Origin of the sequence: Streptomyces sp. NBC_01235 (assembly GCF_035989285.1) — a bacterium.
Classification (GTDB): domain Bacteria; phylum Actinomycetota; class Actinomycetes; order Streptomycetales; family Streptomycetaceae; genus Streptomyces.
The window spans coordinates 188329-201910 of sequence record NZ_CP108513.1 but is presented as its reverse complement, the minus strand read 5'-3'; the positions used below and the strand labels follow the sequence as shown (position 1 = coordinate 201910).

Below are 13582 nucleotides of genomic sequence, written 5' to 3'. Positions count from 1 at the left end.
GCGATGGAGCTCGCCTGCGTGACGACCCACAGGACGGCGGTGACTCTGGGCCTTCCCAGAAGGCCCAGATCTCAACTCCGCAGCTCAGTCTGCTCCCGTCAACGATCCGCACTGCTTCTTGTCCTTGCAGCGCGGCGACATGCCCCGCAAGGCGTGCCTCCTGCGGGTGGTATCCCGACCGTCGGCGGAGGACCACCGTGCGCCTGCCCTGGACGAACACCCGGCCTTCGCAGTGCCATCGGACCGCTCGGACCAAGGCTGCCGACCCGGCGTCGCGGCCGATCGCAGCCAGGTCGTCAGGGTGTGGCTGTGGTCGACGCCGATGACCTCCTGGACGATGATCGGGCCTTCGTCGAGAGCGGTGTTGGCCTACTCGTCCACACATCGGTCGCCGAGCAGTTCGTCGGCCAGGTCCGGCCCCTGGCAGTCGGCGAGCGGGCCTCCGGCGAAAACGCCGAGGTCGACCCCTTGGTGTCGAAGGCCCACTTCGACCGTGTCACGGGCTACTTGGAGCGCGCGGGTTTGTGGTGGGGCGTTTCCGTGATGCCGTCGTGAACTGCCGGCGCGGTGGCGTGTGCGTCCGTCTCGGGCGGCTGACGCGCGGCCTGGGTTGGACGGAGCGAGGCGAAGGCTGTCGCGAGCTGGTCGACCAGGGGCGCTGCGGAGGGGTGGGGGTCGCGGCGTGGTGTGATCGTGTAGATGCCGCGGGCTGGGGGATCGACGAGGCCCACGGTGGTGACGTCGGTCCGCAGCGCGCACGTCAGCACCCCGGGTATCAGCGCGATGGCGTGACCGGTTGCGACCAGGGCCAGCTTGCCGTGCAGATCGGCCGCGGTGAGGTCGATGCGGGCGCTGACTCCGGCGCGGGCGGCGTGCTGGCGCAGAAGCGCCGCCGAGCCGTCGTTGTCCTCGACCCAGGTCTGGTCGGCCAGCGACTGCATGTGTACCGGGCCGCGTCCGGCCTGCGGATGATCGACGGGCAGGACGACGACCATGTCGTCCAGCCCGAGGAACCGGCGTTCGACCCGCGGGTCATGGGGGAGCCCTGGTGGCGCATCGGTGACGACGGCGATGTCGAGATCGCCGGTGATCACGCGGTTGTGCAGTTGTTCGCTCAGGCCGGGCAGCAGGCTCCACCGGATGGATCCGGCTCGCTCCAGCAGGCCCCGGATGGCCGCGGGGACGATCCCCGCGGCCAGAGAGGGTGTCGCACCGACCGCCAACGGCCGGTGATACGCCCCGTCGCGAACGTCTCGTGCGGCGCGAACGGCGCGGTCGGCCTCATTCAGCGTGGCCAGGGCGTGGCGCCGGAACACCTCACCGGCAGGCGTGGGACGCACACCGCGCGTGTGGCGCTCCATCAGTGTCACGCCGATCTGCCGCTCGAGCCCTGCGATCTGCCGGGAGACGGCCGACTGCGTGTGATGAAGCTCGGCGGCTGCCGCCGACAGCGACCCGAGCCTGCACACGGTCACGAAGGTCCGCCACACCGTGAGTTCCATCGAACCAGTATGACCAGCTGATATGCGGTTGCCGCAGGGATGCTCTGCCGGATCTGCGCTTGTCGCAGCCCTCGCGGTGCACCACGGTGGCACGCATGACCACACCGCACACGATCGCCGTCCTCGGCCTGGGACGCATGGGCGACGCCCTCGCGACACGACTCACATCCCAGGACTGGGACGTCGTCGGCTGGACACGTTCCGGGCGCACATCGGGCGCCGTCGACACGACCGGCGATCCGAACGACGCCGTGGCGAAGGCCCACCTCGTGGTCCTGGCGCTGTTCGACGGCCAGGCCTGCCGTCAGGTCCTCGACGCAGTCCGGGACTCGCTGCGAGCGGACACGATCGTGGTGAACACCAGCACCATCGCCCCCGCCGAAGCGGCGCGGCTGGCCCGGCGACTCGGCCCGTCCTACATCCACGCGCCCGTACTCGGCTCCGTGCCGGCTGTCACCGCCGGCGCCCTGCAGATTCTCGCCGCCGCCGACCAGGACGCGCTCGATCGAGCCCGGCCGATTCTGCAATCGCTCGGCACTGTGCGGCGAGTCGACGACGCCTTCACGGCCGCCGCGCTCAAGTTGATCGCCAACAACAGCCTCGCCGGCGCCGTCCTCGCGCTGCGCGACTCACTGCGGCAGGCCGACGCCCTCGGCCTGCCGCGCGCCCAGGCGCTGGACGTCCTCGAACTCGGCCAGCTCGGCGGGCTCGTGGCCCGCAAACGCCCCTTCCTCAACGGCCGGTCTGCCGCCGGCACGGCCGACTTCACGATCAGTGCGCTGGCCAAGGACATGACTCTGCTGGCCGACGCGTCGAACACGCCTCTGCGCAGCGCCGCCGGCCTGGCCGACACCCCTGCCGACCCCGAGGCCGACATCGCCATTGCCGCCATGGTCCCCGCCGTGGCGGGCGCCGTGCTCGAACCGCTTCGTGCCTACGTTCGCGGACATGCCACCGGCGACCCCACCCACTTCCGGGACGCGTTCCTGTCCTCCGCCCACATCGAGGGAATCCGGGACGGCGCATTCGTCTCGTGGCCCCTGGACGAGTACTGCGCTCTCTTCCACGGCCAGTCGGCCGCGGACGAGGCGACCCGCTCCCGCCGCATCGAAGCCGTCGACGTCCACGGCACCGTCGCGACCGCGACCATGACGCTCCGGCACGGCGCGGACACCTTCACCGACATCTTCCTGCTGGTCCGCGTCGACGACAGCTGGCGCATCGCCAACAAGGCTTATCACCGACACTCCTGAGAGAGCAGGAAACGGTCCCGGCTGGGTCGAATTCATCGATACGGGCGGGTCAGGGGTCTGGTAGGTGGCCCGACGGGCCAGCCAGTGCGACACCGACTTCAACGGCCCGGAACAGCTGATCCCGACGCGACGCTGCAACGGGGGAGACGGTTCGCGCTGCCCTCAGCCCGTACCGAGCGGAGCCCACTCTCCGCTCGGTACGGGCCCGTAGCGGACGTGACCGCTCACACCCGACGGCGGTCGTGAATGAGACGGTGCCGAGCATCGCGGCGCCCGCACCCAACGGCACGCTCGTCGGAGATGGAGAACACCGCCGACCGGCTCGTCGTCATCGGCCGGGGTCGGCTCATCGCGGCAGAGCCGGTGGGGGACTTCGCGGCTCGCGGTACGCGCCTCAGCGTCGTGGTGGGCAGCCCGCAGGCTGCCGCGCTGGCCGCCGCAGGCGCATCGGTCGAGCCGGAGGGCTCGCCGGAGCACCGAGAAGCTCGCCGTGACCGGACTGCCGGCGGAGCGGATCGGAGCGCTTGCCTTCGAGAACCAGATCGTGCTGAACGAGCTGACCACCCGAACCGCCTCACTGGAGGAGGCGTTCATGGAACTCACCGCCGGCAGCGTCGAATACCTGGCAGGACACCACCGATGACCACGATCACCTCCGTCTCCTCGATCACCTCCTACGGGCCCGTCGCCGAGCCGCCCGCCCGCTTCCGCGACCTCCTGGCCGCCGAGTGGATCAAGATGCGGTCCCTGCGCTCCACGCCGTGGACGATCGCACTCATCATCGTGTTCGTCATCGGATCCGCAGCCGTGGCGGCACTGGCGAACCACAGGAACTTCGGGGGCTCCGGCGCGAGCATGCGGCAGCCCCCCGACTTCCTGCCCTTCGACGCCTATCCGCCCGCCGGCTACATGACGCTGATGCTCGTCGCCGGCAGCATGGGCGCGATCACCGTCGTCAGCGAGTACAGCAGCGGCCTGATCCGCACCACCACCGTGGCCGTCCCTGCCCGCGGCTCAGTGGTGTTGGCCAAAGCGGTCGTCACCGCCGGTGTGTGGACCGCCGTCGGCACGGCCATCTCCACCGGTTCCTTCCTGGTCTCCCAGGCCATCCTGAACGGGCGGCATGCAGGGGTCTCGATCACCCATCCCGGCGTGTTCCGGGCGTTGGTGGCGTCCGCGCTGCTGGCCCCGGTCTGCGCACTGGTCGGCCTGGGGCTTGCCGTCCTGATCCGGCACAGCGCCGCGACCATGGTCACCAGCGTCTTCACGCTGCTGATGCTGCCCACGCTCTTCTCGCAGAGCGAGCGCTGGTCTGCCGACGTCAGCCACGTGATGCCGGTCACCGCCTGGAAGCGCCTGGTCCAGAACTGGCCGCCGGATCCTGGATCCCTCGGCTACACCGCCACGGTCGGCGGTTCCTGGATCGTGTACGCGGTTTGGCCGCTCGTCGCGGTCGTGCTCGCGGTGGTCGTCGTGCGGCGCCGCGACGTATGAAGCCGCGGCATGTGGACGTCTGTGCGGATCGCCACCTCAGGGCGGGGCGCCTGGTTGTCCACGCCGGCGTGGACGAAGGCGACTGCGGGAGAAACGACGACTGGACAGCCTCGGCAGAGCACTGGTGTGGTCCGTCGAGCGGGCAATCAACAGGCTGAAGCACTCCCGGGCCGTGGCCACTCGCCATGACAAGCGCGGCACGTGTTTCCATGCACCGCCACCACCGCAGCTCTGCTCGTTGCGCTGCTTGTACCGCTCGTCCTCGGAGACGGGTGGCCGTCCGTCGCGTGAGTCCTTGCGCGGATGGGCTGCCGGTCTTTCCCTTCTGCCGCGCCGGCCCCCCTTTGACGCGGACTTCGCCGGCGGTTCGGTCCGAGCACCGGTCGCGTGCTGATGGGCCGCACGATGGTGGAGTCCACCGAGATGGCCCGTTCGATCTCGCCCGGGCGCTCCCAAGTGCCGTCGGCCGACCACGGCCAGTGGCGTTCATGGACGGTCTTCCAAGGCGCCGAACCGCTCAGGCAGATCCCGCCACTGGCCTGCCGGACAGGGGGAGCGGATCGTGCCAAGGCGCATGTGGAGCCCCGGCCATGCCTTTACGATGATCTGATGCGCGAGGCTGACCCGAAGCCGTACTGGAACACCAACGTCGCCCGGCATTCGGGCATCCTCCGGGCCGTGCCCGAGGGGTGTGGTGACGCGTTGGACGTCGGCTGCGGGGACGGGCTGCTGGCGCGGAAGCTGGCCGAGCGGGCGAAGCGTGTCACCGGGATCGACAAGTCGGCGGAGATGATCGCCTGTGCGCGCGACCTTGCTGCCCTTTCCCCGGATCTCACCTTTGTCGAGGGCGACTTCCTCACCGCCGACCTCCCCGCCGTGGGCTACGACTTCATCTGCTCGGTGACCACGATCCATCACATGGATTTCGAGGCGGCCCTCATCCGCATGTGTGAACTGCTGCGGCCCGGTGGCACGCTGGTGGTCGTCGGCCTGGCTCGCGAGGCGAGCGTGGCGGAGTGGGCAGCGATGGTCGCGGCTGCGCCGGTCGTACGGATCACGAAGGTGCTGCGTCGCGCGCGTGGGCCGGAGGGCATGCCGGTCGCTGTCCCGCAGATGAGCTATGGGCAGGTGCGGGCTGCGGCGCGACGGTTGCTGCCCGGTATGCACTACCGCCGGCATGTGCTCCGCCGGTACTCACTGACCTGGGAAAAACCCGCCCGCTGATCGACTCGGAGATCAACCAGGCGGATGCCGAAATCGCCAACTTTCACCAGGGGTTGGCCGATCCTGCCCGGGCGTCGAACCCGAAGGGCAAGCCCAGGGTGGAGCGGCTGATGCCCTGTGCCTGTGACTCGTTCCGGTGGGGTGGGAGTTCACCTCGCTCGTGCGCATGCGGGCCGGGGCGGTGACCTGGAGCAGGCAGGTCGCGGGACGCCGGTCGCGCCGACCGCTGCACGGGGTCGCACTTTCCGGGGCGGGCTCGGTCAGCTAATTGTAAAGAATCTTGACAGTTAGTTGGTCTAGTCCAATCATTGGTCAGTGATCGCCTGCGGTTCTGTCCTTCCGCTGTCCCCGCCTGCCCTTTTCCCCATGGGAGTGTCAGTGAGACGACCTGGTCCCCTTCGTACGTTGCTGTCCTGCTTGAGCGTGACCGCCGTGTCCGCCGGGCTTGTCGCCCTCGGGGGAGGGGGCGCGCTTGCAGTGCCGGACTCACTCCCGGCCCCTGGCAAGCCCATGCCTGCCCACGTGGCGGCGCCCTACTTCGAGGCGTGGACCGGCGAAAGCCCGGCCCGGCTCGCCGCCGCCTCCGGCAACAAGTACCTCACGCTGGCCTTCCTCCAGACGGCCACGGCGGGCTCGTGCACCGCGTACTGGAACGGCGAGGCCGGCCAGCCGATCTCCCGGACCACCTTCGGCCTGGACATCGCCACGATCCAAGCGCGCGGCGGCAACGTCATCCCGTCCTTCGGCGGCTGGTCGGCGGACACCACCGGCACCGAACTGGCGGACAGCTGCACCAGCGTCGACGCCATCGCCAAGGTGTACGAGAGCCTCGTCACCACGTACGGCGTCACCCGGATCGACCTCGATATCGAGGGTGACTCCATCGACAACGCCGCCGGAATCGACCGCCGGAACAAGGCGATCGCCGAGGTGCAGCGCTGGGCCGACCGCACGGGCCGCCGCGTGCAGTTCTCCTACACCCTGCCGACCTCCACGACCGGTCTCGAGCCCAACGGTGTGGCCCTGCTGCAGAACGCCGTCGACAACGGTGCGCGGGTGGACGTCGTCAACATCATGACGTTCGACTACTGGGACGGTGCCACCCACGACATGGCGGCCGAAACCGAGAAGGCGGCAGCCGGTCTGCACGATCAACTGGCCGCGCTCTACCCGAAGAAGAGCCCTGCGAGGCTGTGGAACATGATCGGCGTCATCGAGATGCCCGGCATCGACGACTTCGGACCCGAGGAGACCTTCACCGCGCAGGACGCGTTCACGGTGGAGAAGTGGGCCGAGGCAAAGGAGATCAACACGCTCTCCTTCTGGGCGCTCCAGCGCGACAACGGCGGCTGCGTGGGCACCGCCGGCTCCGATTCGTGCTCCGGCATCGCCCAGGACACCTGGCACTTCAGCCGAGCCTTCGAGCCGTTCACCAGTGGCGGCGCTCGCCCGTAGCACGGGACAGCGCAGCGGCGAAGGCCCGGCACGCCTCGTGGCCGGGCCTTCGCCGTGCGGTCGTCGGGCCTGCGTTGTTGGCAGGACTCACCACTTGGCGCCGCAGGGCGCCGGCCGGGGCCGCGCCCCGCGCGCGATCGCGGTGACATCATCACCCTGCCGGTCCGCGAGGCTCTCGCCGCCTTATCCGCATGCTCGTCAACGGCAGAGCATCACATCCTTGACGTTCTGTGGATGGCTCACACCGACGGCCGGAAACTGTTGTTTACAACCCTCGGTCGAGGTAACTAAAGTTGTCACATGTCCTCGCTGGAGATCACCCCCGAAGAACAGGCAGAGCTCGACAAGGCCCTCTACGACGCCCTCAACCCGCTCGCATCGTCCATGCGCTCCCGTACGTCAGGGCTACCGGGGGACCGCATGTGGGCGGCGGACCCGGTCGACGTGGCGTTGTCCGTCCTTGCCGCATGGAAGGTCGTGGACACGGAGGTCAAACAGCTGACGGCGATCGCAGCGGGGACCGCCGGGTCCTACGGCGCGAGCTACGAGCGACTGGGCGCCGTCTGGGGCATCACCCGGCAAGGCGCCCGAAAGAAGTGGCCTGATGCCATCAGCCGCCCGGTAACCACCCCAGCGCACACGAGCGCCGTACTCGAACTGTTCGGTGGATCGGCCGAACTGACGCAAGAGCCCTCGTCCGGCGGCTGGAGATGGACAGGCCAGGGCGCCGACGGAACACACGGCACGCCCGACGACGACGACACGTACGCGACGAAGGAAGAGGCGGCAGCGTACGCAGGGGCCTTCCTGAGGGAACACGCCGCCGACCAGCCCTAGGGTCAGCGTCGGGCCCGGATGAGAATCGTGGACAGGGGAGCGCCACCCGGAGACGATGGCGAGGAGTTGTCGGCATCGCACGGCCGCGCCAATGCTCGAACGTCGCCGGTCCCACACCCAGTGCGCGATCTCCACCAGGACATAGACCAAGGCCGCATGGGCCGCCCACCTGACGTCGGAATCCACCCACAGCACCAAGCCGAACAAGCCGAGACAGCCAGCCATCACCGTCATGCGCCGGAGCCGCGGAACCATCCGCATACTCTTGTCCGCCGCGTCCCAGAGCAGATCTTCGCTGACAGCCACCCCGTCATCATCGCCCCCGCCCATCATGGTGCAAAGCCCGAGACGGGACGCCAAGCCGGGTCGGTTCAGGGGACATTCGACGAATATGCCAGGGATCACCGAGGCAGTGAGCACGTCGCGCCTGCGCACTTATGCTGTCGTCGGCATCGCTGCGCGGCCACACCCCGGGCCCCCTTCCGGCCGCGGCCCCCGCCGACCGCCGCGTCGGGCAGCCCGCAGCACGGCGTCCGGGGGTTGCAGCCGCGTCGGCGTGAACGGCCCGACGGCTGGGCCGGCGAGGCATGAAGTACGTCGTCTCGGGGACCTGGCCGATGGCCGAGCAGGGGCTGCGCATACCCCGCCCGGCGCGCACTACAGCCAGATCCTCGCCCGCAGACAGGACGAGGCCCTCGCTCGGGCGGACATCATGCGTCGACTGGCGCGGGCTGCTCCTCGGCGTGTGCGGCTGCGGTCGGTTGCGGTGCGTCGGCGGCGGTGTAGAAGACGGATGTGCCTTGCTTGGTGCGCTGTGCCTGGGTCTTGGCGACGAGGCCTTCGAGGGTGGTGCGTACCACGGTGGTTTTGATGGAGCGTTCGGGGTGAGCCTGGCCGAGGCTGGTGGCGATCTCCGCTGCCGAGCGGGGTTCCTTCTGCTCGGAGAGATGTCGGCGGACCAGGTCGACCAGCGTCGGCCGCGTGGTGTTCGCGGCTTCGGTCTCGCCTGCGCGCTCGTCGGCGGCGGGCTTTCCGGCCGGACGGGTGGTCTGGGAGGCGGGCTTCTTCGGCTTTGTCTGCCTGCGCGTGCCGGACGTGGCGGCCTTCTTGCGAGGAGCGGGCACCGGGACGCTGTCGGACGGCTTGGCCGTCGTGTCGGGCGCCGGCGCCGCATCGATGGCCTGCTGGATGCTGACCAGCACGGCGTGGTCCCGCTGAAGGACCGCCAACTGGCCTGTCAGGGAAGTGATTTCCGCCTGGACGCGGTCCTGCTCCTTGGCGTTGCGATCCAGATCGGCGGTCACCTGAGCGGTGTACTGCGACGTGATTTCGGTGGCGGAGGCGTTCTCGGACATCAAGCGCACGACCTTTCCTCGGTGTGAGGCAGCAGATGACAGGCCTGCCCCGCGCGCCCTCCCGGCGGGCTGGTGCCTGCCGGGGCGCGCGGCGATAGGTTCATGTGCACAGCGCTGCTGAAGAGATAGTACGGACAAACAGAGCGGATGGTTCTCTTCGAGCGGGTGACTCGGTGGATCCCGGTGGTGTGTCGGCCCGTTGGGGGCGCGGGCGCCGCAGCGGACGGAGGTGTGTTCGGGGTGTGCCTGTCGCATGCCGGGCGCTCGGGCGGTGGGACAGCTCCTCGCAGACGCCCCACCCCTTGCGGCGGCACGGCCCCCGCTCGGATCTCGTCGGTCGGCGGGCCGGGCGTGAGCCTGCCCGCCCGCGGTATCGGGCAGCGGAGGCAGCCGGCCGAACGCTCCTGTGCCTTCTGGGGCGGCTGGTCGCTGATGCAAACGTGTCGGCAGACAGGCAGGGCTGCGTCATATGGCTGCCGATCGACAACGGCGATCTCAACTCCTACTGGCGCTTCCATGCCGCCGGTGAGCACGTGCGTCTCTGTCCGGCACCCGACCAGCAGGACTACGACCTCACTGCCTGATCACGACGTACCTTCGAGAGGAACTGCACCCTTCTCATTCGGACCTGTTTCGCGCGCCTGAACAGATTGGTGGCGGATCACGGGCCGTTGCTGCCTGGTGGGCGCCGGTTTCACCGTGTAGCGTCGCTGTCAGATGTCGTGGTTCGCATGACCTGCCCGCGCCGTGGCGCGGGCGTCTTGCTGTGCAGTGCCGGACCAGGGCGATCACCTCCGGGACCCGCGCGGTGCGGCTCCCGACAGCGACCGAGAGGCACCAGCATGGCCAGCGGAACCGTCAAGTGGTTCAACGCCGAAAAGGGCTTCGGCTTCATCGCCCAGGACGGCGGCGGACCGGACGTCTTCGCGCACTACTCCAACATCAACGCCTCCGGCTTCCGTGAGCTTCAGGAAGGCCAGGCGGTCACCTTCGACATCACCCAGGGCCAGAAGGGCCCGCAGGCGGAGAACATCACGCCCGCCTGACCTCGCACGCCATCAGGTCCCAGAGCACTTCGGGCTCTGGGACCTGATCCGCGCCGGAGCAACATGAGGACAAGCCGCCACCAGGTGCCGCGGACCGGAGGACCTGCCGGGTGTGCGCCACCAAGTTCGTCGTGCGGGCCATGACCGAGTCCCTGCGCAAGGAACTCGGCGTCCTCGAAGGCATCAAGGCGTCCACGATCGGCCCCGGCGTCACGGACACCGGCTGGCCCGCCAAGGTCACCCACCTCGCCGGCCGCAAGGCCGCCCAGGAGCTCAACGACATCGCCGTCATCCCCGAGTCCGTCGCCGACGCCGTCGTCTACGCCCTCCACCAGCCCGCCGACGTCACCGTCAACGACCTGATCATCCCCCCGACCCGCCGGAACTCGTAGCCCCCTGGCCCCCGGGGTCCCGGTCACCGCCGCCGCAGTCTGCCGGGTCACGCCCATCACCTGGTGCCTTTCGCGGCGATTTTCGTGGCACCGAGAACGCCCTCGTCCAGGACGGTCCCGCGGCCGGGATGACGGTCGAGAGCCGGTCCCGGCTGCTGCAGACGGACCGTCGGACAGGGAAGCCGGAGGCCGAGCACGCCCACGAGGTCGCCCCGATTTCCGACGCGCCCACCGCACCCCTGCCGGTCCGGGTCGGCACGTACTCGGCGGACCGGGGAGTCTCCGAGATCCTCGCGATCAACGAGACCGACTACCTCACCGTCGAACGGTCCTTCGCCTCCGGTGTCGGCTTCGCCATTCGCCTCCACTGGACCAGCACCGTCGGCGCGACGGACGTCAACGGCGAGGACGCACTGGCCGACACCGAGAAGCCGATGCCGAAGAAGCTGCTGTACGACTTCACCACCTCCGGCACCGACGCCGACAACGTCGAAGGCATCACCTGGGGGCCGCGTCTGCCTGACGGTTCCCGCTCCCTGGTCCTCGTTGCCGACGACAACGTCGGCTGCAAACGGCAGCGTCACGAAGTTCCGTCTGCTGTCCGTCTCGCCGGGCCTCCTCGCCACTCGCACCCGGGACGTCAACGGCGACGCCGCCGTCAGCGCCAAGGACCTGGCGTGGCCGGAGACCTGGACGGCAACGGCGGTACGGACGCTGCCGCCGTCCGATCGTGGATCTCGTACACCCGCGCCTTCCCCACGGCACAGAAGCCGTCGCCCACAGGCCGGTAGGCGGCGCGGAACACCTCGCGGCCCGGCTGGGCCGGCTCCGGCGGGCACCGACACCTCGCTGACCGTCGCCACGGGCGACATCATCGGCGCCGACCCCTTCCTGTCCGGGCGCTTCCATGACGAACCCACCGTCGAGCGCGGTAGGCGTGCGGCCCGCTCGCTCAGTTCGGCTTGAGGACGACGGCCTGGCCGCCCGCGGCGGTCATCGTCACGGTCAGTGTGGTCGCCGAGGTAACTGTCTGCGTGCTCACGACAACGGGGGTCTGGTAAGGGCTGCTTCCAGGGGTTCCGTCGGCGTAGATCGTCGCGGTGTGGGTGCCGCTGCCGAGGAAGGACAGCGGGAGCGACAGGGTCCGGGCGGTCTCGTTGGTCATCGCCCCGAGGTACCAGGTGGTGCCGCTGCGCCGGGCCACGGCGATGTACTCGCCGATCGAACCCGTGAGCGTCGTGCTCTGGTCCCAGACGGTGGGGACGGTGTCGAACCAGGGCAGCCCGGGCCACTTGGAGGGGGTGGAGTACTTCGACGGCGTGTCGTACCAGTACAGGAAGTTGAGGGGTTGGTAGTACACGGCCGCCATCGCCATCTGGTGGGCGTTGGTCGTGTGGTCGCGGGACTGGCCGTAGCAGATGGTGTAGTCCATCGGCCCGCCGATGTTGCGGGCGAAGGGCAGTGTGACGTTGTGGGTGGCGGTCGGGAAGTGCTCGTTGCCCCGCACCCCCTCCAGACTGACCCAGTTGGGGTAGGTCCTCTCGTAACCGAACGGTCGTACGTCGTCGTGCATGTCGATCAGCAGATTGTGCTGGGCCGCCGTCCTGGCCCAGCCTGTGATCCGGTTCGTCATCGCCTGTGTGCCGTCGCTGATGAAGCCCAGCTTGATACCTGAGACGCCCCAGCTCTTGTAGAGGGCGAACAGGGAGTCCGGGTCGCTCAGGGCGATGCGGTTGACGTAGAGGATGAGGCCGATCCCCTGGTCGGCCGCATGGGAGATGACCGCCGGCATGTCGATGGCGGAGATCGACTGCGTCGCGTCGGTCGTGGTGGTCTCCGGCCCGTACCACCCGGCGTCGTACTCGATGTACTGCAGGCCACGGGCGACGGCGAAGTCGACGCCCGCCAGTCCGTCGGCGGTGGTCAGATTGCAGCGGAAGGCTTTGCCCGGTGTGATCCACGAGGTGTCGGCGAGGGCGCAGGCCGGGGCCAGGTTGAGCACCAGTTCGGCGTTGTCGACCAGCTCGGCGTGGGTGGAGCCGATCACGACCGCGCGCCACGGCGTGGCGAACGGTGTCCTGACCGTGGAGGTCGTCTGGACCGTGTCGGAGCCGCGGGCCGTGTGCCGCATCAGGTAGGCCGCGAGGGTGTTGGGCTCTCCGGGGACGGAACTGAGCATCAGCCGCGGGTAGTCGAGGCGGGACGACTCGCAGACACAGGCGATGAGCTGGTCGGCGACGGTGGCGGTCAGGGGCAGGTCGGTCAGAGGGCCGTTGTCCGTGGAGGAGGTCCCGGTGGACGGGATCGAACCCGGGGCGACCGGGTTGTACGAGTCCTCGTCGCGTGCGCTGTAGACGAGCGTGCTGTCGGGGAAGACGAACGTGGTCAGTTCGTCGGCGATCGCGGCGGTGCCCGGGTCGAGCAGGACGTAGCGGAACGCCACGCCGGACGCATAGGCGCGGATCTGGACGGCGAAGTTGATGGAGGTGCTGGTGTCCCGGAGGTTCCAGCGCATCTCCTGGTAGGTGTCGGAGACCGTCGCGTTGCGCCCGTACACCGGCTTCCAGGTGGTGTCGATGTGCCAGTGCTGATAGTTCGTCAGCACGGCGCCGGTGCCGAGGGTGCTTCCGTCGCTCAGCCGCAGACCGAGGGCCGAGGTGTCGATCACGGTCGTGCCGTTGCGTCTGGCCGACCACTGGAGCGCACCTCCGATGAGCGACATCGTGATGGTGGTGGTGCCGTCGAGCGAGGTCGCGGTGACCGAGGCGTCGGTTGCCTCGGCGGCGGCCGGACGCGTGCCGACGATGCCCAGCGCGGCGGCGGACGCGGTGACGGCCGCTCCCTTGAGTATCCCGCGACGGGACACCGGTCCGGTGGGGCCGGTCCTGTGCGCGTCGGAGGGTTCCTGACGTCCTGGAGCGTTCACGACCAGCGCACCTCTCCCTCGATACGGCAATGAGGCAGGAGGTGCCCGACCCAGTCTCAACAAATCCAACCAGGAAGTAACAAAGCCTTACTGCCGAC

13 protein-coding genes and 2 pseudogenes are annotated in these 13582 nt (G+C 69.2%); 11 read left to right on the top strand and 4 right to left on the bottom strand.

What is annotated here, in order from left to right; translation table 11 throughout:
• Positions 1-309: 309 nt before the first annotated feature.
• Complete coding sequence (locus tag OG289_RS00765; protein ID WP_327312044.1) at positions 310-555, top strand: hypothetical protein; 246 nt, start codon at positions 310-312, stop codon at positions 553-555.
• On the opposite strand, the gene OG289_RS00760 is transcribed toward OG289_RS00765, so the two are convergent.
• Positions 504-1502, bottom strand: coding sequence for a LysR family transcriptional regulator (locus OG289_RS00760; RefSeq protein WP_327312043.1), 999 nt, complete (start codon positions 1500-1502; stop codon positions 504-506). The genes OG289_RS00765 and OG289_RS00760 overlap by 52 nt on opposite strands.
• 95 nt (positions 1503-1597) lie before the next feature.
• Here OG289_RS00760 and OG289_RS00755 point away from each other — a divergent pair, with 95 nt between their 5' ends.
• From OG289_RS00755 to OG289_RS00745, 3 genes are all read left to right on the top strand, one after another.
• Positions 1598-2755 (top strand): nuclear transport factor 2 family protein, encoded by a 1158-nt coding sequence (locus OG289_RS00755; protein WP_327312042.1) that lies wholly within the window; start codon positions 1598-1600, stop codon positions 2753-2755.
• Positions 2756-3245: 490 nt separating this feature from the next.
• Positions 3246-3398, top strand: coding sequence for a hypothetical protein (locus tag OG289_RS00750; protein WP_327312041.1), 153 nt, complete (start codon positions 3246-3248; stop codon positions 3396-3398).
• Entirely contained in the window at positions 3395-4249 is an 855-nt protein-coding gene (locus OG289_RS00745; RefSeq protein WP_327312040.1) for an ABC transporter permease, read from the top strand. Before OG289_RS00750 ends, OG289_RS00745 begins: the two co-directional genes overlap by 4 nt.
• Before the next feature lie 342 nt (positions 4250-4591).
• On the opposite strand, the pseudogene OG289_RS00740 reads toward OG289_RS00745, so the two are convergent.
• A pseudogene (locus OG289_RS00740) lies at positions 4592-4783 on the bottom strand (transposase); the annotation flags it as partial.
• A 75-nt stretch (positions 4784-4858) separates the two neighbouring features.
• Between OG289_RS00740 and OG289_RS00735 the strand changes: the two are divergent.
• From OG289_RS00735 to OG289_RS00725, 3 genes are all read left to right on the top strand, one after another.
• Positions 4859-5473, top strand: a complete 615-nt coding sequence (locus OG289_RS00735) for a class I SAM-dependent methyltransferase (RefSeq protein ID WP_327312039.1) — start codon at positions 4859-4861, stop codon at positions 5471-5473.
• Between the two features lie 510 nt (positions 5474-5983).
• Entirely contained in the window at positions 5984-6928 is a 945-nt protein-coding gene (locus OG289_RS00730) for a chitinase (RefSeq protein ID WP_327312038.1), read from the top strand.
• Positions 6929-7228: 300 nt separating this feature from the next.
• Complete coding sequence (locus tag OG289_RS00725; protein WP_327312037.1) at positions 7229-7765, top strand: hypothetical protein; 537 nt, start codon at positions 7229-7231, stop codon at positions 7763-7765.
• A 710-nt stretch (positions 7766-8475) separates the two neighbouring features.
• Here OG289_RS00725 and OG289_RS00720 read toward each other — a convergent pair.
• On the bottom strand, positions 8476-9069 hold the full coding sequence (locus OG289_RS00720; protein WP_327312036.1) for a hypothetical protein: 594 nt from the start codon (positions 9067-9069) through the stop codon (positions 8476-8478).
• Positions 9070-9560: 491 nt separating this feature from the next.
• Between OG289_RS00720 and OG289_RS00715 the strand changes: the two genes are divergently transcribed.
• The 4 genes and pseudogenes from OG289_RS00715 to OG289_RS00700 all read left to right on the top strand — a co-directional run.
• Positions 9561-9704, top strand: coding sequence for a hypothetical protein (locus OG289_RS00715; protein WP_327321035.1), 144 nt, complete (start codon positions 9561-9563; stop codon positions 9702-9704).
• A gap of 258 nt (positions 9705-9962) precedes the next feature.
• Positions 9963-10166 carry a cold-shock protein gene (locus tag OG289_RS00710; protein WP_037751662.1) on the top strand — a complete coding sequence of 68 codons (204 nt, stop codon included), beginning with the start codon at positions 9963-9965 and terminating at the stop codon, positions 10164-10166.
• 110 nt (positions 10167-10276) lie between these two features.
• Positions 10277-10558: an SDR family oxidoreductase gene (locus OG289_RS00705; RefSeq protein ID WP_327312035.1), complete on the top strand. Its 282-nt coding sequence runs from the start codon at positions 10277-10279 to the stop codon at positions 10556-10558.
• A gap of 98 nt (positions 10559-10656) precedes the next feature.
• Positions 10657-11349 (top strand): annotated as a pseudogene (locus OG289_RS00700) (esterase-like activity of phytase family protein); the annotation flags it as partial.
• Positions 11350-11510: 161 nt separating this feature from the next.
• Here OG289_RS00700 and OG289_RS00695 read toward each other — a convergent pair.
• Positions 11511-13484 carry a glycoside hydrolase family 97 protein gene (locus OG289_RS00695; RefSeq protein ID WP_327312034.1) on the bottom strand — a complete coding sequence of 658 codons (1974 nt, stop codon included), beginning with the start codon at positions 13482-13484 and terminating at the stop codon, positions 11511-11513.
• Positions 13485-13582: the final 98 nt, after the last annotated feature.

Bases quoted from the DNA above. Each gene is read 5' to 3' on its own strand.
- OG289_RS00760 (WP_327312043.1), bottom strand. From the start codon at position 1,502: ATGGAACTCACGGTGTGGCGGACCTTCGTGACCGTGTGCAGGCTCGGG.
- OG289_RS00755 (WP_327312042.1), top strand. From the start codon at position 1,598: ATGACCACACCGCACACGATCGCCGTCCTCGGCCTGGGACGCATGGGC.
- OG289_RS00745 (WP_327312040.1), top strand. From the start codon at position 3,395: ATGACCACGATCACCTCCGTCTCCTCGATCACCTCCTACGGGCCCGTC.
- OG289_RS00735 (WP_327312039.1), top strand. From the start codon at position 4,859: ATGCGCGAGGCTGACCCGAAGCCGTACTGGAACACCAACGTCGCCCGG.
- OG289_RS00730 (WP_327312038.1), top strand. From the start codon at position 5,984: ATGCCTGCCCACGTGGCGGCGCCCTACTTCGAGGCGTGGACCGGCGAA.
- OG289_RS00725 (WP_327312037.1), top strand. From the start codon at position 7,229: ATGTCCTCGCTGGAGATCACCCCCGAAGAACAGGCAGAGCTCGACAAG.
- OG289_RS00710 (WP_037751662.1), top strand. From the start codon at position 9,963: ATGGCCAGCGGAACCGTCAAGTGGTTCAACGCCGAAAAGGGCTTCGGC.